23 protein-coding genes and 1 pseudogene are annotated in these 23,637 nt (G+C 70.7%); 15 read left to right on the forward strand and 9 right to left on the reverse strand.

Annotation, left to right across the window (positions count from 1 at the left end):
• Position 1: 1 nt before the first annotated feature.
• Positions 2 to 847, reverse strand: a pseudogene (gene ddaH, locus ACIBI4_RS27755) (dimethylargininase); the annotation flags it as partial.
• A gap of 139 nt (positions 848 to 986) precedes the next feature.
• Here ddaH and ACIBI4_RS27760 point away from each other — a divergent pair.
• Complete coding sequence (locus ACIBI4_RS27760) at positions 987 to 1,652, forward strand: TetR/AcrR family transcriptional regulator (protein WP_399206804.1); 666 nt, start codon at positions 987 to 989, stop codon at positions 1,650 to 1,652.
• An 11-nt stretch (positions 1,653 to 1,663) separates the two neighbouring features.
• Here ACIBI4_RS27760 and ACIBI4_RS27765 read toward each other — a convergent pair whose 3' ends face one another.
• Positions 1,664 to 2,551, reverse strand: a complete 888-nt coding sequence (locus tag ACIBI4_RS27765; RefSeq protein ID WP_399206805.1) for a glycerophosphodiester phosphodiesterase — start codon at positions 2,549 to 2,551, stop codon at positions 1,664 to 1,666.
• A gap of 160 nt (positions 2,552 to 2,711) precedes the next feature.
• On the opposite strand from ACIBI4_RS27765, the gene ACIBI4_RS27770 reads away from it, so the two are divergent.
• A complete protein-coding gene (locus ACIBI4_RS27770) occupies positions 2,712 to 3,437 on the forward strand; it encodes a bifunctional DNA primase/polymerase (RefSeq protein ID WP_399206806.1) in 726 nt (241 codons plus the stop codon).
• Positions 3,438 to 3,655: 218 nt separating this feature from the next.
• On the opposite strand, the gene ACIBI4_RS27775 is transcribed toward ACIBI4_RS27770, so the two are convergent.
• From ACIBI4_RS27775 to ACIBI4_RS27785, 3 genes are all read right to left on the reverse strand, one after another.
• A complete protein-coding gene (locus tag ACIBI4_RS27775) occupies positions 3,656 to 4,321 on the reverse strand; it encodes a PhzF family phenazine biosynthesis protein (RefSeq protein WP_399206807.1) in 666 nt (221 codons plus the stop codon).
• A gap of 89 nt (positions 4,322 to 4,410) precedes the next feature.
• A complete protein-coding gene (locus ACIBI4_RS27780; RefSeq protein WP_399206808.1) occupies positions 4,411 to 5,982 on the reverse strand; it encodes an HtaA domain-containing protein in 1,572 nt (523 codons plus the stop codon).
• A gap of 49 nt (positions 5,983 to 6,031) precedes the next feature.
• A complete protein-coding gene (locus ACIBI4_RS27785) occupies positions 6,032 to 7,492 on the reverse strand; it encodes an HtaA domain-containing protein (RefSeq protein WP_399206809.1) in 1,461 nt (486 codons plus the stop codon).
• Between the two features lie 155 nt (positions 7,493 to 7,647).
• Here ACIBI4_RS27785 and ACIBI4_RS27790 point away from each other — a divergent pair, with 155 nt between their 5' ends.
• The 5 genes from ACIBI4_RS27790 to ACIBI4_RS27810 all read left to right on the forward strand — a co-directional run bounded on the left by ACIBI4_RS27790 (position 7,648) and on the right by ACIBI4_RS27810 (position 13,076).
• Positions 7,648 to 8,658, forward strand: a complete 1,011-nt coding sequence (locus ACIBI4_RS27790) for a hemin ABC transporter substrate-binding protein (protein WP_399206810.1) — start codon at positions 7,648 to 7,650, stop codon at positions 8,656 to 8,658.
• Entirely contained in the window at positions 8,655 to 9,767 is a 1,113-nt protein-coding gene (locus tag ACIBI4_RS27795) for a FecCD family ABC transporter permease (protein WP_399206811.1), read from the forward strand. Before ACIBI4_RS27790 ends, ACIBI4_RS27795 begins: the two co-directional genes overlap by 4 nt.
• Positions 9,758 to 10,594 (forward strand): heme ABC transporter ATP-binding protein, encoded by an 837-nt coding sequence (locus ACIBI4_RS27800; RefSeq protein WP_399206928.1) that lies wholly within the window; start codon positions 9,758 to 9,760, stop codon positions 10,592 to 10,594. The genes ACIBI4_RS27795 and ACIBI4_RS27800 overlap by 10 nt, the downstream gene beginning before the upstream one ends.
• 120 nt (positions 10,595 to 10,714) lie before the next feature.
• On the forward strand, positions 10,715 to 11,704 hold the full coding sequence (locus tag ACIBI4_RS27805; RefSeq protein ID WP_399206813.1) for a hypothetical protein: 990 nt from the start codon (positions 10,715 to 10,717) through the stop codon (positions 11,702 to 11,704).
• A gap of 82 nt (positions 11,705 to 11,786) precedes the next feature.
• Entirely contained in the window at positions 11,787 to 13,076 is a 1,290-nt protein-coding gene (locus tag ACIBI4_RS27810; protein WP_399206814.1) for an MFS transporter, read from the forward strand.
• Between the two features lie 57 nt (positions 13,077 to 13,133).
• Here ACIBI4_RS27810 and ACIBI4_RS27815 read toward each other — a convergent pair whose 3' ends face one another.
• On the reverse strand, positions 13,134 to 13,370 hold the full coding sequence (locus ACIBI4_RS27815; protein WP_399206815.1) for a hypothetical protein: 237 nt from the start codon (positions 13,368 to 13,370) through the stop codon (positions 13,134 to 13,136).
• Positions 13,371 to 13,450: 80 nt separating this feature from the next.
• Here ACIBI4_RS27815 and map point away from each other — a divergent pair, with 80 nt between their 5' ends.
• Both map and ACIBI4_RS27825 read left to right on the forward strand, forming a co-directional pair.
• Entirely contained in the window at positions 13,451 to 14,308 is an 858-nt protein-coding gene (map, locus tag ACIBI4_RS27820) for a type I methionyl aminopeptidase (protein WP_399206816.1), read from the forward strand.
• Positions 14,309 to 14,492: 184 nt separating this feature from the next.
• Positions 14,493 to 15,155 (forward strand): heme oxygenase (biliverdin-producing), encoded by a 663-nt coding sequence (locus tag ACIBI4_RS27825; RefSeq protein WP_399206817.1) that lies wholly within the window; start codon positions 14,493 to 14,495, stop codon positions 15,153 to 15,155.
• A gap of 117 nt (positions 15,156 to 15,272) precedes the next feature.
• Here ACIBI4_RS27825 and ACIBI4_RS27830 read toward each other — a convergent pair whose 3' ends face one another.
• Positions 15,273 to 15,887: a hypothetical protein gene (locus ACIBI4_RS27830; protein WP_399206818.1), complete on the reverse strand. Its 615-nt coding sequence runs from the start codon at positions 15,885 to 15,887 to the stop codon at positions 15,273 to 15,275.
• A 229-nt stretch (positions 15,888 to 16,116) separates the two neighbouring features.
• Here ACIBI4_RS27830 and ACIBI4_RS27835 point away from each other — a divergent pair, with 229 nt between their 5' ends.
• The 3 genes from ACIBI4_RS27835 to ACIBI4_RS27845 all read left to right on the forward strand — a co-directional run bounded on the left by ACIBI4_RS27835 (position 16,117) and on the right by ACIBI4_RS27845 (position 18,283).
• A complete protein-coding gene (locus ACIBI4_RS27835; protein WP_399206819.1) occupies positions 16,117 to 17,220 on the forward strand; it encodes an exo-alpha-sialidase in 1,104 nt (367 codons plus the stop codon).
• Positions 17,221 to 17,264: 44 nt separating this feature from the next.
• Positions 17,265 to 17,993, forward strand: a complete 729-nt coding sequence (gene npdG, locus ACIBI4_RS27840) for an NADPH-dependent F420 reductase (RefSeq protein WP_399206820.1) — start codon at positions 17,265 to 17,267, stop codon at positions 17,991 to 17,993.
• 119 nt (positions 17,994 to 18,112) lie between these two features.
• On the forward strand, positions 18,113 to 18,283 hold the full coding sequence (locus ACIBI4_RS27845) for a hypothetical protein (protein WP_399206822.1): 171 nt from the start codon (positions 18,113 to 18,115) through the stop codon (positions 18,281 to 18,283).
• 13 nt (positions 18,284 to 18,296) lie between these two features.
• Here ACIBI4_RS27845 and ACIBI4_RS27850 read toward each other — a convergent pair whose 3' ends face one another.
• Together ACIBI4_RS27850 and ACIBI4_RS27855 are read right to left on the reverse strand one after the other, a co-directional pair.
• Entirely contained in the window at positions 18,297 to 19,094 is a 798-nt protein-coding gene (locus ACIBI4_RS27850) for a site-2 protease family protein (RefSeq protein ID WP_399206823.1), read from the reverse strand.
• Between the two features lie 62 nt (positions 19,095 to 19,156).
• Positions 19,157 to 20,557: a recombinase family protein gene (locus tag ACIBI4_RS27855; protein ID WP_399206824.1), complete on the reverse strand. Its 1,401-nt coding sequence runs from the start codon at positions 20,555 to 20,557 to the stop codon at positions 19,157 to 19,159.
• A 177-nt stretch (positions 20,558 to 20,734) separates the two neighbouring features.
• On the opposite strand from ACIBI4_RS27855, the gene panB reads away from it, so the two are divergent.
• The 3 genes from panB to ACIBI4_RS27870 all read left to right on the forward strand — a co-directional run bounded on the left by panB (position 20,735) and on the right by ACIBI4_RS27870 (position 23,635).
• Positions 20,735 to 21,613, forward strand: coding sequence for a 3-methyl-2-oxobutanoate hydroxymethyltransferase (panB, locus tag ACIBI4_RS27860; RefSeq protein ID WP_399206825.1), 879 nt, complete (start codon positions 20,735 to 20,737; stop codon positions 21,611 to 21,613).
• Positions 21,614 to 21,764: 151 nt separating this feature from the next.
• On the forward strand, positions 21,765 to 22,787 hold the full coding sequence (locus ACIBI4_RS27865; RefSeq protein WP_399206827.1) for an ATP-binding cassette domain-containing protein: 1,023 nt from the start codon (positions 21,765 to 21,767) through the stop codon (positions 22,785 to 22,787).
• Positions 22,784 to 23,635, forward strand: coding sequence for an ABC transporter permease (locus tag ACIBI4_RS27870; RefSeq protein ID WP_399206828.1), 852 nt, complete (start codon positions 22,784 to 22,786; stop codon positions 23,633 to 23,635). The genes ACIBI4_RS27865 and ACIBI4_RS27870 overlap by 4 nt, the downstream gene beginning before the upstream one ends.
• The last annotated feature ends 2 nt before the right edge of the window (positions 23,636 to 23,637 follow it).

Raw genomic sequence — 23,637 nt, forward strand, 5'->3', positions numbered from 1 at the left:
ATCACGGGCGCAGTTCCTGCGTGCAGCACTTCACGCTGCCGCCGCCCTTGAGGAGCTCCCCGAGATCCATGCCGATGGGTTCGTAGCCGCGCTCGCGAAGCGGCTCGAAGAGGCCCACCGCGCCCTGCGGCAGCAGGACATGGCGTCCGTCGGAGACGGCGTTCATGCCCAGTGCGGCGGCGTCCGCCTCGCGGGCGATGAGCGCGTCGGGGAACAGCCGGCGCAGCACCTCCTGGCTGCCCGGCGAGAAGGCGCCCGGGTAGTACATGACGTCGTCCGCGGCATCGTCGAGGACCGCGAGCGCCGTGTCGAGGTGGTAGTAGCGCGGGTCGACCAGGTCGAGGCCGATCACCGGGCGGCCGAAGAACTCCTGGGCCTCGCCGTGCGAGAGCGGGCTGGCGCGGAAGCCGCGGCCCGCGAGGATCCAGCCGCCGGTGACGGCGAAGTCGCCCTCGCCCTCGTTGATGTGCGTGGGTACGCCGGCGTCCGCGAAGCCGTGATCACGGAACCAGGCCAGGTGCTCGGCGGCCTCGGCGGCGCGTTCGGCGTGCGCGAACCGTGCGCCGAGGACCCGGCCGTCGACGACGGTGGCGCCGTTCGCGGCGAAGACCATGTCGGGGAGGCCGGGGCGGGGGGTGAGCTCCTCGACGGTGTGGCCGAGGGCGCGGTAGCGGTCACGGAGCTGTTCCCACTGGGCGAGGGCGAGGGGAACGTCGACGGGCTTGGCGGGATCCATCCACGGGTTGATGGAGTAGGTCACCTTGAAATGTGCGGGTGGGCACATCAGGTAGCGCCGGGGTCGGGCGCTGCGGGGCGCAGTACGCAAAGAGGGCTCCTCACGAGTGGCCTGGTGGTGCTGTGTCGGTGCCCATGGTCCGCTGTGGGGTGGTGTTCCGCGCGGTGGCGAACGGGTTGTGTTTTCCCGCCCGGCGGACGGAGCTTGCGAGACGATACGTATCGGCTCACTTCGCTGCTACATTCGGACCATGGCCACCAAGTCCTCCCCGTCCACCGCCAAGCCCGCCTCCGACGCCAAGCCCGCCCCCGACGCCAAGCGCCGCAGCGAGCGGTCGCGGCGCGCGATCTACGACGCCGCTCTCTCGCTGGTCGGCGAGGTGGGCTACGGGAAGGTCACCATCGAGGGGATCGCCGCCCGCGCCGGGGTCGGCAAGCAGACGATCTACCGCTGGTGGTCCTCCAAGGGCGAAGTGCTGCTCGAAGCCTTCATCGACCTGGGCGAACAGGCCGCCGAGGCGGCCGGGGGAGAGTCCGGGTACGAGGCGCTGCCCGACACGGGGGATCTCGCGGCCGACCTCAAGACCGTGCTCCGCCTCACCGTCGACGAGCTGATGGACCCCAAGTACGACGCCCCGTACCGCGCGCTCGCCGCGGAGGGCGTGGTCGACCGCGAGCTGAGCGACAAGTTCGTCGCGCAACTGCTCGAACCCGGCCTCCAGCTGTACGTCGCCCGGATCGAGGCCGCGCAGAAGGCCGGGCAGGTGCGGGCGGAGCTCGATCCGCGGATCGCGATGGAGCTGATCGTCTCGCCGCTGGCGCAGCGCTGGCTGCAGAGGACCGGCCCGCTCACGCACGCGTACACCGACACGGTCGTCGACTACGCCCTGCACGGGCTGGCCCCGCGCGAGGGCTGAGCCCCGCGGGCCTAAATCTCGCTCAGGGGGCGGGACTTGCTCCTCTTCGTGCCCTTCACGGGCGTACGGGAGAGCAGGCCGGGCGCGTCCGTGATCACGCCGTTGCAGCCGAGCCGTACGACGCGGTCACGCTGCTTCGGGGTGTTCACCGTGTGCGCCCACACCCGCGGGATGCCCGAGCGCACCGCGCGCCTCAGGTCCTTGTTCCTGGCCCGGTAGTCGACGTCGAGGACGTCCACGTACCGCCTGAAGCGGGTGAAGTCGTCCGTGCGCATCTGCTTGGCCGAGCGCCACAACTGCGCTGTCAGGCCCAGCTGGTGGGCGCGCTGGGCGACCGAGGGCTTGTTGGAGTTCACGAACACCGAGCGGGACAGGCCCCTGCGGTGCACCATCCGCGCGAGCGTCCGCAGGCTCCGGGCGTCCTTCGCCTCCAGCATCAGGACGGTCCGGCCGCCGAACTTGTCGAGCACCTCCGCGATCGTCGGCGGCCGCTCCGGGCGCCAGCCGGCGCGCAGCCGCGTCGCCGGGCGGATGCGGACCTTGCGCCACTCGTCGAGCGAGAGCCCGCGGACCGGTCCGGACGCGTCGGTCGTACGGTTCAGGGTCGCGTCGTGCATCGCCACGAGCGTGCCGTCGCGCAGCATCCGTGTGTCCACGTCGAGCACCTGCGCGGTGCCCCGCTGGTAGGCGGCGGTCAGGCCCGCCATCGAGTTCTCCGGCACTTCGAGGGCGCCGCCGCGGTGGGCGGTGTAGACGAACGGCGGCAGGGCGTCGACGGTCAGCGGCGGGCGGCCCGCCGGGGTCGAGACGGGGGCGGCGGGCGCCGGGGCCGGGGTCAGGCCCGTGACGGCGAGAGCGGTGACCGCGGTGAGCGTGACCGGTGCGGCGAGGGTGACCATGCCGACACGGTAGGTGTACAAATCCGGACTTGCCCGTCATCGACACCCGGGTGCCGGAAGGGGTGGGGAGGCCCCGGATGCGGGGTGCGGCCACCCGAGGAGCAGGATGGTGGCACCATGGACGCCACGGGGGCGAGGGGAATGCGAGGGTACGGGACAGATGGGCGATGAGTTCGGCCGCCGCTCCGGCGGACAGAGCAGGTTCTCGCAGTGGCTGCGTGCGCGACGCCCGAAGGACACGGGTGACGACGGCGGCCGGGAAGCCCTGCTCGTCTCCGCGGCCGCGGCGGGCCTGCCGCTCGCGCCCGCCGCCCACCCCGTCGGCTACCGCTGCTCCTGCGACCGCATCGGCTGTCCGACACCCGCGCGCCACCCCGTCTCGTTCGCGTGGCAGACGCAGTCCACGACCGACAAGGCGCAGATCGAGCGCTGGGCGCGGCACCAGCCCGAGGCGAACTTCATCACGGCGACCGGCATGGTCCACGACGTCCTCGACGTCCCGTTCGACGCCGGGCAGGCCGCGCTGGAGCGGCTGCTCGCCGCGGGCATCGCGGTCGGTCCGGTGGCCTCGTCCGGCGACGGCCGGATGCTCTTCTTCACGGCCACGCGTGGGACGCCGGAGGACGAGGACGAGTGGTGGCCGTGCGAGCTGGACTGTCATCCGGAGACGATGGATGAGCATCCGGGGCTGCGGTGGCATTGCCGCGGCTCGTACGTGCTGGTTCCGCCGGCCCGCCTTCCGGGTGAGGTGGATGTCGTCTGGGTCCGTGGGCTGGAGTTCGCCCTGCCGGACCCGCTGACGTTGCTTGAGATCCTCACGGATGAGTGTGGTCGGGTGGCGGACGCTTCGGCGGATGTTGCGGAGGCGTGGCCGGCGGGTCGGTAGGTTTTCCCCCACCCCGCCCCTTCCCGAAACTGGGGGCTTCGCCCCCAGACCCCCTTATCGCGCTGAACGCGCTCGGCCTCAAACGCGGGCCGGGCTAATTCAGCCCGTCTGGCGATTGAGGACATCCGAACGAAGTTCGGATCCGGGGTCCGGGGCGAAGCCCCGGTTTCGGGAAGGGGCGGGGTGGGGGAAGAAGGCCCGCCGCAGGCGTCACCACATCAGCCCCCGACCAGCGCCACTCTGCCCCCCACCTCCACCAGCCCCGACGGCCCAGGAGCCGTCAGCAGTTGGGAGCCCGATCCCTGGGTCACGTTGAGGGCCCGGCCCAGGTGGGCAGTGAGCCGGAGGGCCGCCGCCCCCGTGGCCTCGTCCTCGTCCACCCCGTCACCCCGCCCGGGGAACCCCCGCGCGCGGACGCGGCCCGCCGCCTCGTCCTCCCAGGCCCACGCGTAGATCCACTCACCCGGCGGCGGGACCTGAAGGGCCTCGACCTCCGCGGGGGACCCGTACCGGCGCAGGGTCCGCGGCGGTGCCCACTCCGGGCGGGCCGCGATCCAGGTGAACTCGCCGTCCTGGCGCGCCGGTACGACCCCGGCCGCCGTGACGAGTTCGGGCAGATCGAGCAGCCAGGCCGCCCCGACGCAGGGGTGCCCCGCGAACGGGAGCCGGACGCTCGGGGTCCAGATGTCGATCAGACCGCGCTCGTCGTCGTCCACGAACACCGTCTCGCTGAAGCCGAGCCCGGCCGCGTACGCCAGGCGCTCCCGCTCACCGCGTACCGCCGCACCCCGGCGGACGACACCGAGCAGGTTCCCGTGCCGCCCGTCGGGCCCGCAGAAGACGCGGACCACGTCGGGGCGCACGTCCGATGCTTGTTGAGTCACCCGCGCATTGAAGCACCGCCCGGTGAACGCCGAAGACGGGCCCCGTCCTTCGCGGACGGGGCCCGTCTTCGTCAGTGCCACAGGGCAGTTCAGACCTGCGAGCCGTCCGCCGCCGTGCGACGGCGCCGGGCCGCGAAGACCACACCCGCGCCCGCCGCGACGACCGCCGCCGCGGCGCCGAGCAGCGGTCCGGCCGGGACGTCGGAACCGGTCGCGGCCAGGTTGCCGCCACCGCCCACGCTGCCGCCGACGGACCCGCCGCCGGTGGTCGACGTACCGCCGGTCGAACCGTTCGTGCCGCCGCTGCCGCCCGGCAGCGTGGCGTCCTCGTCGAGGGAGAGGGCGACCGTGACCGGGTCGATGGCGTCACCGGGCTTGTAGATCGAGCCGACCTCGTCGTTGGCGAAGGTCTCGGCGCCCGCGGCGGTGAACTTCGCCGGGATCTTGTCGAGGAGCAGGACATCGTCCTTGACCTTGTACGTGGCCTTGGCCAGGTCCAGGGTCGCGAACTCGACGTCGTTCTGGGTGCCTTCGGGCGTCTTGACGTCCACGAGCAGCGTGCCCGTGGCGCCGGCGGCCTTCACCTTGACGTCGCTGAACGTCATGTCGATGCCGTGCGCCTTGTACGCGAACTGCACGCTGCCGCCGAAGGCCGCGTCGACCTTCTTCGCCTTCGCGTCGAACTCGGCGCTCTTGTACGGGAACTCGTAGCCGGACGAGACCTTCTTGGCGCCGCCCGCGGTCTTCACCTCGCCGCCGGCGCTGATGTAGCGGCGGAAGGACTCCTTGACGCCCCAGGTCAGCTTGCCGTCGACGATGCCGTCGCCGGGCTGCTCGGTGTCCCCACCGGTGCTGCCGCCGGTGTCGCCACCGGTGGAACCGCCGGTCGAGCCGCCCGTGCTGCCGCCGGTCGACCCACCGGTGTCGCCGCCGGTCGAACCGCCCGTCGATCCACCGGTGCTGCCGCCGGTCGACCCACCGGTGCTGCCCCCGGTCGAACCGCCCGTCGAGCCACCCGTGCTGCCACCGGTGGAGCCGCCCGAGGTGTCCGGCGTGACGGTGAGCGTCGCCGGGTCGAGGGCGTCACCCTCCTTGTACATGTTGTTGAACGCCTTGGCGCCGTCCGCGGTGAGCGTGGCGGGGATGTCCTTGTAGGTCATCGAGCCGCCCGCGCCCCGTCCGGGCTGTACGCCGGTGAGGTCCAGCTTGGCGAGATCGATGTCGTTCTGAACGGCGCCGTCCAGATCGATGTCGGCCTTGACGACCCCGGACGTGCCCGACGTCTGCACCTTGATGTCGGAGAGGACCATCGTGAAGTGGGCGCCCGCGAAGGTGACGCCGCCCTTGAACGTGGTGTCGACGGCGTGGGTGTCGTCCATCGCGTAGGTGCCGACGCCGTCCACGAACGTGAACGCCCCGTTGTTCTCGGCCTGCTTGGCGCCGTCGGACACCTTGATCTCGCCGCCGCCGGCGATGTAGTTCCGGAACGACTGCTTGAAGCCCCAGTCCAGCGTGCCGTCCTTCAGCTTGATCTGCTGGGCGGCAGCCGCCTGGGTGCCGCTGTCGGCGGCGAGCGCGGGCAGGGTCAGCGCGGTCGCACCAAGCGTCAGCGCGGTAGCCGCGGCTGCGGCCAGGGCTATGGGGCGGTGGGTCAGGGCCATGTCGGACGTACTCCTAGAGGGAAAGGGAAGGTGACGGGGGAGGCGGGACTCACGAGTCGGACGGGTCCGAGTCCCCGGGTGCGGCGGCGGCCGCAGGAGCCGTACGCCGCTTGCGTACGACCGCGAACGCGAGGCCCGCGAGGAGGAGCACTCCCGCGCCGATGCCGATCGGCAGGGCGGGCGAGCTCGAAGAGGAACTTGCGGCGGCCGAGCGCGTCTTGGGCTCGGCCTCCTTGCCGGCCTTGCCCCCGGCGCTCGGCTCCGGGTCCGAGCCGAGATCGGGCAGCGCGGGCAGCTCGGCCTTGTCGTCGAGGGCGACCGCGAGCGACACCGGGTCCATCTCGGTGCCGGCCTTGTACATGTTGTCGAAGGTCTTCGCGCCGTCGGCGGTCAGCTTCGAGGGCACCTCGGTCAGCGTGACGAGACCGTCGGCGGCCTTCAGGTCCTTGGCCGCGAAGGTGACGAGCGCGGCCTGCTTCTTGTCGAAGTCCTTGCTCTCGACGTCCGCGTACAGCGTGGCCTCGCCGTCCTTCGCCTTGACGGCGACCTCGCTCAGTTCGATGTCGAGGCCGTGCTCGCCCGTGAACCGGACACTGCCGTCGAACTCCGCGTCGAGGGTCTGCTTCTTCTCGTCGTACGTGCCCTCGCCCTCGGGGAAGCGGAACAGTGCGCCGCCGTCCTGGGCGCCGTCGGACAGCTTCCACTCGCCCTTGGCGATCGAGCCGCCGACGTACTCGCGGAAGGTGCGGCGCACGCCCCAGTCGACGGCGGCGTCCTCGATCCGGCCCGCCTTGTCCGCCTTCTTGCCGTCGTCCTTCTTCTTGTCCTTGTCACCGGAGGTGCCGGAACCGGAGTCCGAACCGCCCGAGGACGAGCCGGATCCCTTGAGGACATCCGTGGACAGACTGACCGGGTCGAGCGGGGTGCCGGCCGCGTAGTAGCCGGCGAAGGCGTTCGCGCCCTGCGAAGTGAGCGTCGCCGGCACGTTGTTGAGGGCGACCGGCGAGCCGCCGCCCTTCATGTTGATGCCGGACAGGCTGAGGCTGGCGAGCGGCACCTGGGAGGCCGTGGTGACCTTGCCGGTGCCCTTGGCCTTGCTGACCATGTCCGCGTACAGCGTCCCGGAGCCGCCGGAGATCTTCACGGTGGGCCGGGAGATGGTGAGGTCCAGCTCGTGGGAGCCGTCGGACTTCTTGTGCCCGAGGAAGTGCACGCCGCCGGAGAAGCCGGCGTTCAGCGCGCCCGTGTCCGGGTTGTACGAGCCCTTCGCCGAGTGGAAGCGGAACTGGCTCGAACCGGCCGTGGCGGCGCCGCTCTGCAGCGTGTAACTGCCCTTGGCTATCGGGCCGGTGACATAGCTCTGGAACGAGGCCTTGATGCCCCAGTCGAGCCGGCCGCCCTGCACCGTGCGGTCCTCCGCGTGCGCCGCCGTGGCCGGCAGCAGCGCGGCGAACAGGGCACCGAGGCCCGCTACGGCGGCTACGTGGGCAGCGCGTCTCGGCAAGGACATCGGGTCCCCCTTCAAGGTCTGGTCAATGAGGTAAGGCTAACCTAAACTATGCGCGACCTGGTACGGAACCCCTCCCGGCCCGGAAACCGCAGATGACCCAGCAGGACCTTTCAACGGCACGACAGGACGGTGGAGTTCGAGTGACCCCGGTGCGCATGCGGCGTCCCCTGAGATGGGCGGGCGCGCTCGTCGCCGCCGCCTGCCTGGCCCTCACGGGCTGCGGCGGCGAGACGGACAATCCTTCAGCAAAAGGTGAAAAAGCGGAGCAAAAGGCGGCCCCGGACCGGGTCGAGCCGCTGTCCGGTACGCCGAAGCCGAAGCTGCCCGTCACCGTGACCTCCGCCGACGGCAAGAAGGTCACCGTGAAATCGGCCGACCGCATCGTGCCGCTCACCGGCAGCATCAACGAGATCGTCTTCACCCTCGGGCTCGGCGACAACGTGGTGGCCAAGGACATCACCGCCACCTTCGAACAGGCCGCCAAGCTCCCGACGGTGACCCGCGGCCACGACGTCTCCGCGGAGAGCGTGCTCTCGCTCCGGCCGACCGTCGTGATCGGCGACACCACCTCAGGGCCGGGCGAGGCCATGCAGCAGATACGTGACGCGGGCATCCCCGTCGTGCTGCTCGACACCGCGAAGAGCCTGGAGGACGTGGGCAAGCGGATCGGTGAAGTGGCCGGAGTGCTCGGCGTGGAGAAGGCCGGCGAGGAGCTGACCGGGCGCACCGAGGACCGGATCGCCGCCGTGCAGAAGGGGATTCCGCAGCCCGAGGACGGCAAGAAGCCGCGCGTCGCGTTCCTCTATCTGCGCGGCACGGCCGCCGTCTACCTGATCGGCGGCGCCGAGTCCGGGGCGGGCTCCCTGCTCGACGCGGCCGGGGCGGTCGACGCGGGCGCCGCGTCGGGCCTCAAGAAGGACTTCACCGCGATCACCCCCGAGGCCCTCGCCAAGGCGCAGCCCGACGTGATCCTCGTGATGACCAAGGGACTCGAATCGGTCGGCGGCGTGGACGGCCTGGTCAAGATCCCGGGCGTCGCCGAGACCCCCGCCGGCATGGACCGCCGCGTCGTCGACATCCCGGACGGCACGCTCCTCAACTACGGTCCGCGCACGGACGAGGTCCTCGCGTCGCTCGTCGACCAGCTCTACGGAGACGCCAAGTGACCGCCACCGTGGCCCCGTCCCAGGACTCCGCCCCCTCGCCCGCCGGGCCCGCACCGGCCAAGACGCCGCCGCGGAAGGGCAGACGGAGCGTCCCGTATCTCCTGACCGCCGTGATGGCGGCCGGTCTCGTCGTCATCTGCCTGCTGTCCGCCGGGATCGGCGCGTACGAGATACCCCTCGGCGATGTGCTCGCCTCCGTGCAGCACCGCATCGGACTCGGCGGCGCCGCCCTCGACCGTGTCGGCGAGAGCGTGCTGTGGAACGTGCGCTTCCCGCGCGTCGTCCTCGCCCTCGTCGTCGGCGCCTCGCTGGGCTGCGCGGGCGCCCTGATGCAGGGCGTGTTCGGCAATCCGCTCGCCGAGCCCGCCGTCATCGGCATCTCCTCGGGCGCGGCCGTCGGCGGTGTCGCCTCGATCGCCTTCGGCCTGACCTTCTTCGGCAACTGGACGCTCCCGGTGTTCGCGTTCACCGGCGGCCTGATCACGGTCTTCCTCGTGTACGCCATGTCCCGCTCGGGCGGCCGCACGGAAGTCGTGACGCTGATCCTCACGGGTGTCGCCGTGACCGCCTTCGGCATGGCGATGATCGGCCTGTTCATCTTCTTCGCCGACAACGCCGAGGTCACCCAGATCACCTTCTGGCAGCTCGGCTCCCTCGCCCAGGCCACCTGGCCGAAGGTGCTCGCCGTCCTGCCGTGGGCGCTCGTCGGTCTCGCGATCGCGCCGTTCTACTCCCGCAAGCTCGACCTGCTCGCGCTCGGCGAACGGCCCGCGCGCCACCTCGGCGTGGACGTGGAGCGGATGCGCGTGGTCCTGATGTTCGTGACCGCGCTGCTCACCGCCGCGGCCGTCGCCGTCTCCGGCATCATCAGCTTCGTCGGCCTGGTCGTCCCGCACCTCCTGCGGATGCTCGCCGGACCCGGCCACCGCTTCCTCATCCCGGGCAGTGCGCTCGGCGGCGCCCTGGTGCTCGCGGTCTGCGATCTCACCGCCCGCACGATCGCCGCGCCCGCCGAACTGCCGCTCGGCGTCCTCACCGGCCTGATCGGCAGCCCGTTCTTCTTCTGGCTGCTCCGCCGCACCCGCCGCAAGCAAGGAGGCTGGGCATGATCCGGTCGCTGTTCGCCGTCCGCAGGCGGGAGCTGCCCGCGCCCGTCGAGCCCGGCACCACCCTGGCCTCCGCGCACGCCCTCCACGTCACCCTCGGTGCGCACCACGTGCTGCGCGGCGTGGACATCGAGGCGCGGGCCGGTGAGGTCCTGGCGCTGGTGGGACCCAACGGGGCCGGGAAGTCGACCCTGTTGGCCGCCCTCGCCACGGACCTGACCCCCGACTCGGGCACCCTGCGGATCTGCGGCAAGGACGCCTCCGACTGGAGCGCCGCCGAACTCGCCCTGCGCCGGGCCGTGCTGCCCCAGGCGGCGACGCTCTCCTTCCCGTTCCGCGTCGAGGAGGTCGTACGGATGGGGCGGGCGCCCTGGACCGGCACCCCGCTCGCCGACCGCGACGACGAGGTGATCGCCGCCGCGCTGCGCGCCACCGAGGCCACCGAGTTCGCGGCCCGCCCCTTCTCCGCCCTGTCCGGCGGCGAACGCGCCCGCGTCGCCCTCGCCCGTGTCCTCGCGCAACAGGCCCCGCTGCTCCTCCTCGACGAACCCACCGCGGCCCTCGACCTGCGCCACCAGGAACTGGTGCTCCGGGTCTGCCGCGAGCGGGCCGCCGCGGGCGACGCTGTCGTCGTCGTCCTGCACGACCTGGGCCTCGCCGCCGCGTACGCCGACCGCGTCGCCGTCCTGCACGACGGCACGATCGCCACCGAGGGTGCCCCCGAGGACGTCCTCGACGGAGAACTCCTCAGCCGCGTCTACCGCCAGCCCGTCGAAGTGCTGCCCCACCCCCGTACGGGAAAGCTCCTCGTGTTCCCCGAGCGGAGCTGACCCCGCCCATGCCCCAGATCACGGTGTGGCACCGCTCCACCCTCCCCACCCGGACGCCCGCCGCGCCCCCGGTAGGGTTCCCTGCGTCAGAGGCGGGGCGTACGGAGCAGAAGGCGAACCATGAGCAGGGTGAGTCGGCCGGCAGTGGCGGGGGCAGCGGTGGCGGTCCTGGCTCTGACCGCGAGCGGATGCGTGACCGTGCACGGGGAGCGGGAGATCGTCCCGGCGGCGACGAAGGCCGAGGCCGCCAAGGCTCTCGAGGAGTTCACCGCCGCGTACAACAAGGCCGACAAGGAGTACGACCCCGCGGTCTCGAAGGGCCGTGTCACCGGGCCGCTCGGCGCGATCAACCAGGCCGCTCTGAAGGCCGCCGCGGAGAACTCGCCGGAGGGCAACCCGAACCACTCGGAACTCGAGCTCACCGACGCGACGTTCCACATCCCGAAGAAGGCCGGCTGGCCGCGCTACTTCGTCGCCGACACCGACAGCAACAAGGACGTCGACGACGACCCGGCCAAGGACACCCACTGGTTCCTGGCCTTCGTCAAGCACGGCGCCGACGACCCGTGGCAGGTCGCGTACCTCAACATCCTCTCGCCCCGCGAGGTCCCCGACCTCAAGACGGACAAGGACGGCTACGCGATCCCCGCGGGCACCTCCGCGAAGGATCTCGCCGTGTCCCCGGGCAAGCTGCCCGCGGCATACGCCGACTCCTTCGAGGACGACGCCGAGGTCTTCGCGCCCGGCCCGCACACCAGCGGCTGGCGCAAGGACCGCGAGCGCCGGGCGAGCAGCCCCGGCTGGTCCCGCCAGTGGGTCGACCAGCCCGAGCGCTCCGGCGACTTCGCGCCGCTCGGGCTGCGGACGACGGACGGGGGCGCCCTCGTCTTCTTCGCGACCCGGCACTTCGAGAAGCGCACGGCCTCCGAGGGTCTGAAGATCGAGGTCCCGAAGGATGTCCAGCCGCTGCTCACGGGCGAGGTCAAGCAGTCCCTCACCCTGGAACGCATGGTGAGCCTCGCCGCCCAGGTCCCGCCGAAGGACGCGGCGCAGCCGGGCGTCGTGGTGGCCAGCCGGATCATGGGGACCACGGGCGCGAAGGGCGAGTGAGCCCGGGCACCCGCGCGGCCCCGCCCGGCCGCGCCCAAAACCCGTTGCTCACCCCCCAGTCCACCCCTGACCATTGGCCCACGTGAGCGCGATACTTCCCGACCTGTCCCCGTGGCGCAGCAGCCGCGACTTCCGGCTGCTGTGGATCCAGGGCCTCGTCACCTACTTCGGCAGCTTCATGGCGATGATCGCCCTGCCGCTGCAGATCAAGGACCTCACCGAATCCCCGCTCGCCGTCGGCGCGATGGGCGCGGTCGAGCTGATCCCGCTGATCGTCTTCGGTCTGTACGGCGGCGCGCTCGCCGACGCCGTCGACCGCCGCAAGGTCATCCTGCTCACCGAGGCGGGCCTCGGCGTCCTCGCGGTGATCCTGCTGGTCAACGCGCTGCTACCGAGCCCCATGCTCTGGCCGCTGTACCTCGTCGCCGCCTGCGTCTCCGCGCTCGCCGGACTCCAGCGCCCCGCCCTCGACTCCCTGCTCGCCCGGATCGTGCCGCACGACCAGCTCACCGCGGCCGCCGCACTGAACGCGCTGCGCTGGCAGATCGGCGCCATCGCGGGCCCGGCCCTGGCCGGTCTCGTGGTCGCCTACGCCGGCTTCGCCACCGCGTACGCCGTCACCATCGCCGGCTTCGCCGCCTCGGTGCTGCTGTGTCTTCGGCTGACGCCCGCGCCGCCGTCTCACGACGCGGAGAAGCCGTCGCTGCGGGGGATCGCCGAAGGGGCGCGCTACGCGTGGTCGCGGCCCGTGCTGCTCGGCACGTACGCCATCGACCTGGCCGCGATGATCTTCGCGTTCCCCAACACGATCTTCCCGTTCCTCGCGGACGACCTCGACGCCGAGTGGTCCCTCGGCCTGATGTACGCGGCCGGCTCCATCGGCTCGCTCGCGCTCAGCCTCACGAGCGGTTGGACCACTCGGGTGCGCCGGCACGGACTGCTCGTCGTGTTCGGTGCCGCGTCCTGGGGTCTGGCGATCATGGCGGCGGGCTGGTTCGGGAACGTCTGGCTGGTCCTCGTCTGCCTCGCCTTCGCGGGCGCCGGCGACATGCTCAGCGGTCTGGGCCGCTCCACCATCTGGAACCAGACCATCCCCGACGAGCTGCGCGGCCGCCTCGCCGGCATCGAGGTGCTCTCCTACAGCGTGGGCCCGCAGCTCGGCCAGGTCCGCGCGGGCGCGATGGCGGGCTGGACCGGCACGCGCACCGCGATCTGGTCGGGCGGCGCGGCCTGCGTGGCCGCGGTCGCCCTGCTCACGGCCGCGCTGCCGCGCCTCGTCTCGTACCACGCGGACACCGACCCGGACGCGCTGGCCCGCAAGGCCGCGCACGAGAAGGCGGGCGGCCCGGCGGACGTGGTGGAGACGGCCTGAGGCGCGGCCTCGGGGTCACCGCCCCGGGGGCACCGGTGCGGACGCGCCCGGGGGCGCTCAGCTCCCGGGCTGTGACCCGTCCGGGTCCTCCTTGTCATGCCACTTCGGATCCGTCTCCCATTCGAGATTGCGCTCCTGGGCCGTCTGCATCGCGTGCTCGGCCTCCTCGCGCGTCTCGTAGGGACCGAAGCGGTCCTTGGCCGGGCACTCCGGGCCCTCCTCGACCTTCTTGTGGACGAGGCAGTAGTACCACTCGCCCGGTTTGCCGACCGTGCGCTTCTTGAACAGGGCCATATCCGGCTCCCTTCCCGCGAGCGGCGCTTGCGCTCCCACGCCGCCATCGTGCCCGAAGTGCGCTCGTTACACTCACTGACATGTCTGTCCCGTCGCTGCTCGTACCAGGGGAGCTCTCCCCCCACCGCTCCGTGCCCGGCGCCATCAAGCGCCCCGAATACGTGGGCAGGCCGGCCCCGACGCCGTACACCGGGCCGGAGGTGCAGACCCCCGAGACCATCGAGGCCATGCGGATCGCGGGCCGCATCGCCGCGCAGGCGATGGCCGAGGCCGCCAAGCACATCGCGCCCGGCGTCACCACCGACGAACTCGATCGCGTGGCGCACGAGTTCATGCTCGACCACGGCGCCTACCCGTCGACGCTCGGCTACCGCGGCTTCCCGAAGTCGCTGTGCACCTCCGTCAACGAGGTCATCTGCCACGGCATCCCGGACTCCACCGTCCTCAGCGACGGCGACATCATCAATCTGGACGTGACCGCGTACATCGGCGGGGTGCACGGCGACAACAACGCCACGTACCTGGTCGGGGACGTGGACGAGGAGTCGCGGCTGCTCGTCGAGCGCACCCGCGAGTCCCTCACCCGCGCCATCAAGGCCGTCAAGCCGGGCCGCCAGATCAACATCATCGGCCGGGTCATCGAGTCGTACGCGAAGCGGTTCGGCTACGGGGTCGTGCGCGACTTCACCGGGCACGGCATCAACTCGTCGTTCCACAGCGGCCTGATCATCCCGCACTACGACTCCCCGCACGCCACGACCGTGATCCAGCCCGGCATGACGTTCACGATCGAGCCGATGCTGACGCTCGGCACGCACGAGTACGACATGTGGGAGGACGGCTGGACCGTCGTCACCAAGGACAGGAAGCGGACCGCCCAGTTCGAGCACACACTGGTGGTGACGGACTCGGGCGCGGAGATCCTGACGCTTCCCTGAGTTCCGCCCCGTACGCATCCGGGCCCGTCGCATCTGCGGCGGGCCCTTCGCGTTCCCCTGGGAGGTTTTACCGACACCCCGTCCGGAAACGTTACCGACAGGTCGTCGGCAAGCTATTGACTTAGGTAAGCCTAAGTAGCAGGATCAAGCATAGTTCCCGCTTCCCCGGACCGGAGGTCCCCCTGTGGATACGGCGCCCACCCCGTTCTCGACGGTGATCCGCACCGCCTCACACGAACAGCACACCGAGGCCGAGACCTCGACGTTCATGAGCGACCTGCTCGGCGGGCGGCTGGGTGTGGACGCGTACACGCGCTACACCGAGCAGCTGTGGTTCGTGTACCGCGCCCTGGAGGACGCGGCGGCCGCCCTCGCGAAGGACCCGGTGGCCGGCCCGTTCATCCAGGCCGAGCTGCTGCGCACCGCCGCCCTGGAGCGCGACCTCACGCATCTGCACGGCGGCGAGGACTGGCGCGAGACTCTGCGCCCGCTGCCCGCCACGGCCGCGTACGCCGCACGCGTCGCCGAGTGCGCCCGCACCTGGCCCGCCGGCTACGTCGCGCACCACTACACGCGCTACCTCGGCGACCTCTCCGGCGGCCAGATCATCCGCGACAAGGCCGAGAAGACCTGGGGCTTCAGCCGCAAGGGCGACGGCGTCCGTTTCTACGTCTTCGAGGAGATCGCCAACCCGGCCGCGTTCAAGCGCCACTACCGCGAGCTGCTCGACGCGCTGGCCGTCGACGACCTGGAGAAGCAGCGGGTGATCGACGAGTGCAAGCGGGCGTTCGCCCTGAACACCGGGGTGTTCAGGGCGCTGGGGGATGAGTTCCCGCTGAGCGCGTAAATTCAGCCCCTGCGGCGTTTGAGCAGATCCGAACGAAGTTCGGATGCGGGGGTCCGGGGGCGGAGCCCCCGGTTTCGGGAAGGGGCGGGGTGGGGGAGAAAGCCCGCCGCAGGCGCCCTACCAGCGCGCCGGCGGCGGTGCTGTCAGCTGGTCGGCCAGGCGCGAGAGCCGATCCCGCAGGCGGCGGCCCGTCCGAAGAGTGGGCGCCGGCGAGGGCAGTGAGTTCTCGCCGGCCGCCGCGCTGACCAGGTGCTGCACCGTGTCCAGATCCAGCTCCCGCGACGGCGGCACACTCAGCAGCTCATGGGCCAGCGACGGCAGCTCCCCGCCCCCCGTGTCGAGCGCGAGCACCGTCGCTCCCGCCCGCCGCGCGTCATGCACCCGCGACAGGAGTCCCTCGCCCGGATCGTCCGGCGCCACCACGAGCAGCGTCTCACCGCTGCGCGCCGCCTCGATCCGGCCCAGACCCACGGACAGATGCACCGGATCCGAGGCCCGCACCCGGTGCCGTACCAGCGTCGGCGTCAGCTCCGGCGTCCCCGACCACGCCGCCTCGTCCACCAGGTGCGCGGCCAGATGCCACGGCTCGTACTCCTCGGTGCCGACCAGGAGCAGACCGCCGCCGTGCGGCACCACCGCACCGCGCAGGGACGCGGCGAAGCGGCGGGTGGCCGACGGCCACTCCGTCCCGGCGAGCACTTCGCGCAGCAGCGCGACCCGTACGGCGTCCATGCGCGCATCCTGCCCCAACCGGCCCCGCACCCAGGCAGGTTCGGACCAACTCCCCGCCGCGCACCGCACCTGGCCCGCCCTTCCTCGTACGGGCGTACGGACCTCGCGCACACGTCGACCGCCTCGCGGTTCCCACCCGTTCACGCCGCGTTCCGCCCGCCTTGAGAGCGTCGGTGGTCCGAGGCGTCCGCGATCCGTCCGAGGCGTCCGCGATCCGAAGGGGTCCCGTATGGCAGGCGAGGTATCCGTTCCGTACCGCGGCGGCAGGGAGGGGTACGCAAGCTTCCGTATCCCCGCCATCGTCAGAAGCGCCGCCGGGACCCTGCTCGCCTTCTGCGAGGGCCGCGTCGCCTCCGCCTCCGACGCCGGCAACATCGACCTCGTCCTCAAACGCTCCACCGACGGCGGCCGCACCTGGAGCCCGCTCGCCGTCGTCGCCCGCAACGGCGACCACCTCGCCGGCAACCCCGCCCCCGTCGTCCTCGCCGACGGCCGCATCCTCCTCGTCCACGTCCGCAACGCTGCCGCCGCGACCGAGGCCCGGATCCGCCGCGGCCAGGTCCCCGCCGCCGACGGACGCCGCGTGTACGTCATGCACAGCGACGACGACGGGCTCACCTGGTCGAGCCCCCGCGACATCACCGCACAGACCAAGAAGCCGAGTTGGCGCTGGTACGCCACCACACCCGGCCACGCCGTCCAACTCGCCTCCGGACGGATCGTCGTCCCCGCCAACCACTCCCTGCCGCCCGCCGCGGGCTCCGGCCACGACGGCACCGAATCCCGCTACAACGGCGGCCACTGCCTGCTCAGCGACGACGACGGGCAGACCTGGCGGATCGGCTACGTCGACGACAACACCGACGGCTTCATCAACGTCAACGAGACCACCGCCGCCCAACTCCCCGACGGCCGCGTCTACTTCAACACCCGCAACGACTCACCCGCCCCCGGCAACCGCGCCGAGGCCTGGTCCAAGGACGGCGGCGCCACCCTCGTCAAGGCCTTCCGCCCCCAGGCCTGCCTCACCGGCCCCGTCGTCGAAGGCTCCGTCCTCCAGCTCGACGACGGCCCGCTGCTCTACTCCGGACCCGCCGACCCCGGCCACCGCGCCCTGATGACTCTGCGCGCCAGCGCCGACAACGGCTCCACCTGGCGCCCCGTGCACACCGTCAGCGGCGTCCCCGCCGCCTACTCCGACCTCGTCCGCGTCGACGAGGACACCCTCGGTCTCCTGTACGAGACAGGGGACTTCACCCCGTACGAGACCATCACCTTCCGGCGGATCCCGCTCGCCAGGATCAAGGCATGGACGTCGGTCGATAGCACGTGAGGGCCGAACTCAACAGGCCCCTACCAGCAAGTATCGTCGGCGCCATGACTACGAATGATGCCCCTGACGCAGCGCCCGCGGCCGCGCCCAAGAAGGCCCCAGCCAAGGACCCCTGGGAGCTGCCCGACGTGTCCGGACTCGTCGTCGGTGTGCTCGGCGGCACCGGCGACCAGGGCCGCGGCCTCGCCTACCGGCTCGCCCGCGCCGGCCAGAAGGTGATCATCGGCTCGCGCGCCGCCGAGCGCGCGCAGACCGCCGCCGGCGAACTCGGCCTCGGCATCGAGGGCGCCGACAACGCCGAGTGCGCCCGCCGCAGCGACATCGTGATCGTCGCCGTGCCGTGGGACGGGCACGCCAAGACCCTCGAAGCCCTGCGCGATGACCTCGCCGGCAAGCTCGTCGTGGACTGCGTCAATCCGCTCGGCTTCGACAAGCAGGGCGCGTACGCCCTCCAGGTCGAGGAGGGCAGCGCCGCCCAGCAGGCCGCCGCCCTGCTCCCGGACTCCCGCGTCACCGCCGCCTTCCACCACCTCTCGGCCGTACTGCTCCAGGACGAGACGGTCGACGAGATCGACACCGACGTGATGGTCCTCGGCGAGGTCCGCGCCGACACCGACATCGTCCAGGCCCTGGCCGCCCGTATCCCCGGGATGCGCGGTGTCTTCGCCGGCCGGCTGCGCAACGCCCACCAGGTCGAGTCGCTCGTGGCGAACCTGATCTCCACCAACCGCCGCTACAAGGCGCACGCGGGCCTGCGGGTCACGGACGTCTGAGCCGCACTCGGAGCCGCACCGGGAGCCGCACTCCGAGACGCGCGTACGGGAGCGGGCGGGGCATGGGGGACACTGGACGGCGTACCACCGTCATGCACCACCCGACAGGAGCCGTCCCCATGCCCCGCCTCGCTCTGTACGCGCTGATCGTCTGCGTCCTCGCCGTGGCCGCGGCCGTGGTCTCCTTCGCGCAGGGCAGCCTGATCGGGATCGTCTGGGTCCTGATCGCGGGCCTGTCCTCCAACATGACCTGGTACTACCTGAAGCGGGGACGCACGGCCCGCGGCTGAGTCCGCCGCCCGCTCACCCGCTGAGGCGGCAGCCCGGGTTCTGGTCGGCCCAGAATCGGTAGAGGTTCTGCCCGCAGTACGACTCGAACTCCTCGATCCCGAGCAGCCGGAGCAGCGAGTCGATCAGATCGAAGAAGGCCACGTTCACCTCGGGGATCCACAGCACGCCGAACACGGCGAGCAGCCCGAACGGCGCGAACGGCTCCACCTGCCGCCGGATCCTGTACGAGAGCCACGGCTCGATCACCCCGTAGCCGTCGAGCCCCGGGATCGGCAGGAAGTTCAGCAGCGCCGCCGTCACCTGCAGCAGCGCGAGGAACGCCAGCGCGTACTGGAAGACGACCGGCACCCCGTCCAGCGCGTCAAGCCAGAACGGCGCCGTGCAGACGATCGCGAACAGCACGTTGGTCAGCGGCCCCGCTGCCGAGATCAGACTGTGCCTCCAGCGGCCCTGGATCCGGCCGCGCTCGATGAACACGGCGCCGCCGGGGAGGCCCAGGCCGCCCATGATGACGAACAGGACGGGTAGGACGATGCTCAGGAGGGGGTGTGCGTAGACGAAGGGATTGAGGCTGAGATAACCCTTCGCGCCGACCGTGATGTCTCCACTGTGCAGGGCGGTCCGCGCATGCGCGTACTCGTGCAGACACAGGGAGACGATCCAGGCGCCCGTGACGAACACGAAGACAGCGATTCCCGGATTGTCGGCGAATCCGCTCCATGTGGCCCAGCCGCCTACTGCAGTTGCGGCCACGATGCCGAGGAAGACGGGGCTGATGCGCCGCGTCTGCATCCGAGCGGCAGTATTCATGGGGAATGCTCCTGGTGCATCGAGGTCGGTTGCGATGAAGCCATGTGACTGGAGGGCGCCATCTACGATCCCAGGTGTTTGGCCAGGCGTTCCTGGAAGTTGTCGGGGATTTCCAGAACATGGCCACCGTGTTCGCGCGGGTGGCACCTGACGATGATTCCCGCGTTGAGCAGGTCTTCGCCGATATCTGCGATCGCCATGCTCTGCCATCGCTCCGCCAAGGTCATTCCGACAGGCTTGTACGACCAGTGATCGTCAATGCCCTCGTCTGGATTATCTGATTCATTGCGGTCTTCGTAGTGCCGAACATAGAAGCGGCGGGTGACGGGTTTCTCTCCGATCGCTTCGAGCAGCATGGTCATCACCGGTTCGACGAGATCTTCCTCCGGGAACACGTAGCCGGGGCACGGGGGAGAGGCGGGCCGTGAGAGGCAGCGGATCTTCTTGGTGTACCGGTACGTCCCGTCCTTTCGCAGCTTCTTCGTCGTGTGCAGCTGAAGGTTCTTGCCGCATCCTCCGCACTTGATCACGCCGAGGAGCGGCGTTCTGGGGCTTGAGCTCCGCGTGCCGGGGGGAGCTGCTGAGCCGGCCAGTGTGACCTGGAGCTTGTCGAAATCGTGCTGGCCGAGCACTGCCTCAGAGGCGCGAACCGGGTTCCCGTCCTGGTCGCGCACCAGGACCCGTCGCCTGTAACTCTTCCCCGGCACTTCCTCGTTGCGTGTTTTCCAGCCCAGCAGTGTGGGTGACGTCAGGATTCCCTTCAGGGTGCGCGGGTACCAGACGAAATCCTTGCCGGACTTATTCCGGGCGTACGTGTTCGCCGGGGCTGGGATCCCTCGCGCCTCGAAGTCGCGGCAGATGGCGTTGACCGACTCTCCTTGGATGACGCGCTGAGCGGCTTCGCGGACGACCTCGGCTGTTACCGGGTTGATCTCCAGATGGCGGGCGCCGTCCTTTGCGTAAGTGCGATACCCGAACGGTGGAGAACCACCGCCCCACCGAGGCGATGTGAGGAGGTGCGCCCGTGCCGAAGAGACGCGCTCGGCGGCCGCGCGCGATTCCATTTGAGCGAATGTGGCGATGAGCTTCGCGGTTTGCTTCCCGGTGTGGGTGGTGAGATCGAAGGCTTCCGTGGCGGACGCGAGCGCCTTGCCGCCGTGTTGCTCGGCCCACTCGATCATCTGCTGGAGATCGGTGACACGTCTGACGAACCGGTCAACTCGCCAGAAGACGAGCACATCGAAGTCAGGGGCGCGCTGGTCGAACCATTGAGACAGGCTCGGGCGCTTCCAGGGAGGCAATGCGGTCGCGGATACCGAGAGGTCCTCTGCAGTTCCGATGACTTGCCATCCGCGCAGCTCGCAGAAAGATCGGCAGCCTTCGAGCTGCCGCTCGGGGCCGGTTGTCGACTCGGTTTCGACTGTCAGGCGGACGGCGATCAGCGCTCGTTTGGGTCTTTCCACGCCATCGAGGCTATCTGCTGCACTTCTAGCTGTCTTAGAGTTTGCATAGCCCATCTGGATCGTACGGATCGGGTGTGCCCGGTGGGGGCTTGGCCTCGGCAGTGGAGAGGTGCCACCATGGGAGGTGATCCGGGGACGCCGTCAGGGCGCCTCGAGATGACTGAAGGAGCCGTTGCCATGACGCAGATTTCGGCTGCCCAGACGCCTGCCCCGCAGCAGGCCACCGACAGCAGCAAGGCGCTGTACGGGGGCAAGTCCACCCGCCGAGTCACCGTCCGCGATCTCATCGCCGCCAAGGAGCGCGGCGAGAAGTGGCCCATGCTCACCGCGTACGACGCGATGACCGCCTCCGTCTTCGACGAGGCCGGCGTCCCCGTCCTGCTCGTCGGCGACTCGATGGGCAACTGCCACCTCGGGTACGACACCACCGTCCCGGTCACGCTCGACGAGATGACCATGCTCTCGGCCGCGGTCGTACGGGGCACCTCGCGCGCCCTGGTCGTCGGCGACCTGCCGTTCGGCTCGTACCAGGAGGGCCCGGTGCAGGCGCTGCGCTCGGCGACCCGGCTGGTCAAGGAGGCGGGCGTCGGCGCCGTGAAGCTCGAAGGCGGCGAGCGTTCTCTCGCCCAGACCGAGTTGCTCGTGCAGTCCGGCATCCCCGTCATGTCCCACCTGGGCCTGACCCCGCAGTCCGTGAACACCATGGGCTACCGGGTGCAGGGCCGCGGCGACGAGGACGCGCACCGGCTCCTGCGCGACGCGAAGGCGGCGCAGGACGCGGGGGCGTTCGCGCTCGTCCTTGAGCTGGTCCCGGCCGAGCTGGCCGCAGAGGTCACGCGGTCCCTGCACATTCCGACGGTGGGCATCGGGGCCGGTCCCGACTGCGACGCCCAGGTGCTCGTCTACACGGACATGATGGGGCTCACCCCAGGGAAGATGCCGCGCTTCGTGAAGCAGTACGCGGATCTGCGGGCGCAGATGGTTTCTGCGGCCCGTGAGTTCTCGGAGGAGGTCGTGGGCGGGGCGTTCCCGCGCGAGGAGCACACGTTCCACTGAGGCGAGGTGGCGTGGGGTGCGGGTCCGTTGAGTTTGCGGCGGGCACCCGCACCCCATCCCACCTGCAGATATAGGCACCCCATCGGCCACCGGCACCCGCTGTCGGCGCCGTATCGGTGAGCTGTCGGCGCCTCCCTCCAGAGTTGTCGGCATGACGCGATCCGACAAGAACCCGAACCCCGGCCGCAACGCGGTCACCGTGCGAGGGCTCGTCAAGCACTACGGCGAGACGAAGGCACTGGACGGTGTCGACCTCGACGTGCGCGAGGGCACCGTGCTCGGTGTCCTCGGCCCGAACGGCGCCGGCAAGACCACCCTCGTACGAGTCCTGTCCACCCTCATCCAGCCCACCGCGGGCACCGCCACCGTGGCCGGCTACGACGTCCTGCGCCAGCCCCGGCAGCTGCGCCGCAAGATCGGCCTGACGGGGCAGTACGCCTCCGTCGACGAGAAGCTCGCCGGCTTCGAGAACCTGTACATGATCGGGCGGCTGCTCGACCTGTCGAAGGCCGACGCCAAGAAGCGGGCGAACGAGCTCCTGGAGCGCTTCTCGCTCACCGAGGCCGCCAAGCGCACCGCCGGCACGTACTCCGGAGGCATGCGCCGCCGCCTCGACCTCGCCGCCTCGATGATCGGCCGCCCGGCCGTCCTCTACCTGGACGAGCCGACCACCGGTCTCGACCCCCGTACCCGCAACGAGGTGTGGGACGAGGTGAAGTCCATGCGTGACGAGGGTGTCACCGTCCTGCTCACCACCCAGTACATGGAGGAGGCCGAGCAGCTGGCCTCCGAGCTCACCGTGATCGACCGCGGCCGGATCATCGCCGAGGGCGGCATCGCCGAGCTCAAGGCGAGGGTCGGCGGCCGCACCCTGCGGATCCGACCGGCCGACCCTCTGCGCCTGCGCACGATGGCCTCCGACCTGGACGCGTCCGGGCTCACGGGCCTGGCGACCACGACCGTCGACACCGAGAACGGCACCGTGATCGTGCCCGTGCAGAGCGACGAGCAGCTCACCGCGATCGTGGCCCATCTGGCCGCCGCCGGATACCAGCTCGCCGACATCGCCACCGAACTGCCCAGCCTGGACGAGGTGTTCCTGTCGCTGACCGGCCAGAAGGCCAGTGCTCCGCAGGACGCTTCCGCCCGTGAACTCGAGGAGGTCGCTGTATGAGCACCGCAACCCTCAACAAGCCCGCACCCGTTGAGCAGCAGCCCCTCCTCAACGGCGAGGAGGACGGCCGCATCGGCCTGCGCGCCAACCTGCGCCACACCGGCGCCCTGATCCGCCGCAACCTGCTGTGGATCAAGAAGGACCCGGAGTCGATGTTCGACGCCCTCCTGATGCCGGTCGTCTTCACCCTGCTCTTCGTGTACGTCTTCGGCGGCTCGATCGGCAAGGCGATGGGCGGCGGCCAGGACGCCTACGTCCAGTACGTGATCCCCGGCATGCTCGCCATGATGTCGATGTCGATCGCCCAGGCCGTCGGCACCGGCTTCAACGAGGACTTCCACAAGGGCATCATGGACCGCTTCCGGTCCCTGCCCATCGGACGCTCCTCGGTCCTCATCGCGAAGATCTCCGTCGAGATCCTGCGCATGCTGCTCGCCACCACGGTCCTGATGATCGTGGCCGTGCTCGTCGGCTTCGACATCGAGAGCTGGCCCGGCCTGTTCGCCGCCGTCGGACTCTCGCTGCTCTTCGGCTCCGCCGTGATGTGGATCTTCCTGGTGCTCGGCGTGACGATGAAGAGCGCCCAGTCCGTACAGGCGCTCGGCTTCCTGGTGATGATGCCGCTGCAGTTCGGCTCGTCGATCTTCACGCCGACCGGCAACATGCCCGGCTGGCTGCAGTCCTTCACCACGTACAACCCGATGTCCGGCCTCGCGGACGCGGCCCGCGGTCTGATGACCACCGGCCACCCCGTCGCCCACGGCCTGTGGGTGACGCTGGCCTGGACGGTCGGTCTGACCGTGGTCATGGCTCCGTACGCCATCCACAAGTTCGCGAAGAAGAGCTGATG

It is taken from the genome of Streptomyces sp. NPDC050418 (genome assembly GCF_044458745.1).
Classification (GTDB): Bacteria; Actinomycetota; Actinomycetes; order Streptomycetales; family Streptomycetaceae; genus Streptomyces.